This window comes from Streptococcus sobrinus DSM 20742 = ATCC 33478 (assembly GCF_000686605.1).
Lineage (GTDB): Bacteria > Bacillota > Bacilli > Lactobacillales > Streptococcaceae > Streptococcus > Streptococcus sobrinus.
Window position 1 is genome coordinate 1 of record NZ_JMLC01000050.1, and the last position, 1,652, is coordinate 1,652.

Sequence of the window (1,652 nt, forward strand, 5' to 3'; positions counted from 1 at the left end):
TCCTAGGAAAAAGATGGCCGTCCTAGAAAATCAGGATTTTCTGGCCGTCCCCTATTTTCATACGGATTTCTTAACGTCTTCGTTACTTAGTTTATCCTTAGAAAGGAGGTGATCCAGCCGCACCTTCCGATACGGCTACCTTGTTACGACTTCACCCCAATCATCCATCCCACCTTAGGCGGCTGGCCCCATAAATGGTTACCTCACCGACTTTGGGTGTTACAAACTCTCGTGGTGTGACGGGCGGTGTGTACAAGGCCCGGGAACGTATTCACCGCGGCGTGCTGATCCGCGATTACTAGCGATTCCGACTTCATGTAGGCGAGTTGCAGCCTACAATCCGAACTGAGATTGGCTTTCAGAGATTAGCTTGCCGTCACCGGCTTGCGACTCGTTGTACCAACCATTGTAGCACGTGTGTAGCCCAGGTCATAAGGGGCATGATGATTTGACGTCATCCCCACCTTCCTCCGGTTTATTACCGGCAGTCTCGCTAGAGTGCCCAACTTAATGATGGCAACTAACAATAAGGGTTGCGCTCGTTGCGGGACTTAACCCAACATCTCACGACACGAGCTGACGACAACCATGCACCACCTGTCTCCGATGTTCCGAAGAAAAACTCTATCTCTAGAGCGGGCATCGGGATGTCAAGACCTGGTAAGGTTCTTCGCGTTGCTTCGAATTAAACCACATGCTCCACCGCTTGTGCGGGCCCCCGTCAATTCCTTTGAGTTTCAACCTTGCGGTCGTACTCCCCAGGCGGAGTGCTTAATGCGTTAGCGTCGGCACTAAGTCCCGGAAAGGACCTAACACCTAGCACTCAGCGTTTACGGCGTGGACTACCAGGGTATCTAATCCTGTTCGCTACCCACGCTTTCGAGCCTCAGCGTCAGTGACAGACCAGAGAGCCGCTTTCGCCACCGGTGTTCCTCCATATATCTACGCATTTCACCGCTACACATGGAATTCCACTCTCCCCTTCTGCACTCAAGTCTAACAGTTTCCAAAGCATACATTGGTTGAGCCAATGCCTTTAACTTCAGACTTACTAAACCGCCTGCGCTCCCTTTACGCCCAATAAATCCGGACAACGCTCGGGACCTACGTATTACCGCGGCTGCTGGCACGTAGTTAGCCGTCCCTTTCTGGTAGGGTACCGTCACTGTGTAAGCTTTCCACTCTTACACACGTTCTTCCCCTACAACAGAGCTTTACGATCCGAAAACCGTCTTCACTCACGCGGCGTTGCTCGGTCAGACTTGCGTCCATTGCCGAAGATTCCCTACTGCTGCCTCCCGTAGGAGTCTGGGCCGTGTCTCAGTCCCAGTGTGGCCGTTCACCCTCTCAGGTCGGCTATGTATCGTTGCCTAGGTAGGCCGTTACCCTACCTACTAGCTAATACAACGCAGGTCCATCTGATAGTGAAGCAATGGCTTCTTTTAAACAGTTAACATGAGTTAACTCCTCTTATGCGGTATTAGCTATCGTTTCCAATAGTTATCCCCCGCTATCAGGCAGGTTACCTACGCGTTACTCACCCGTTCGCGACTCATTAGTAACACTGGAGCAAGTCCGGTGTTACCAATGCGTTCCACTTGCATGTATTAGGCACGCCGCCAGCGTTCGTCCTGAGCCAGGATCAAACTCTC

Annotated in this window: 1 rRNA gene; it reads right to left on the minus strand. The window is 51.9% G+C overall.

From position 1 onward, the window contains the following. Nucleotides 1-101 precede the first annotated feature (101 nt). Nucleotides 102-1,652, minus strand: a 16S ribosomal RNA gene (locus BS63_RS0110245); the annotation flags it as partial.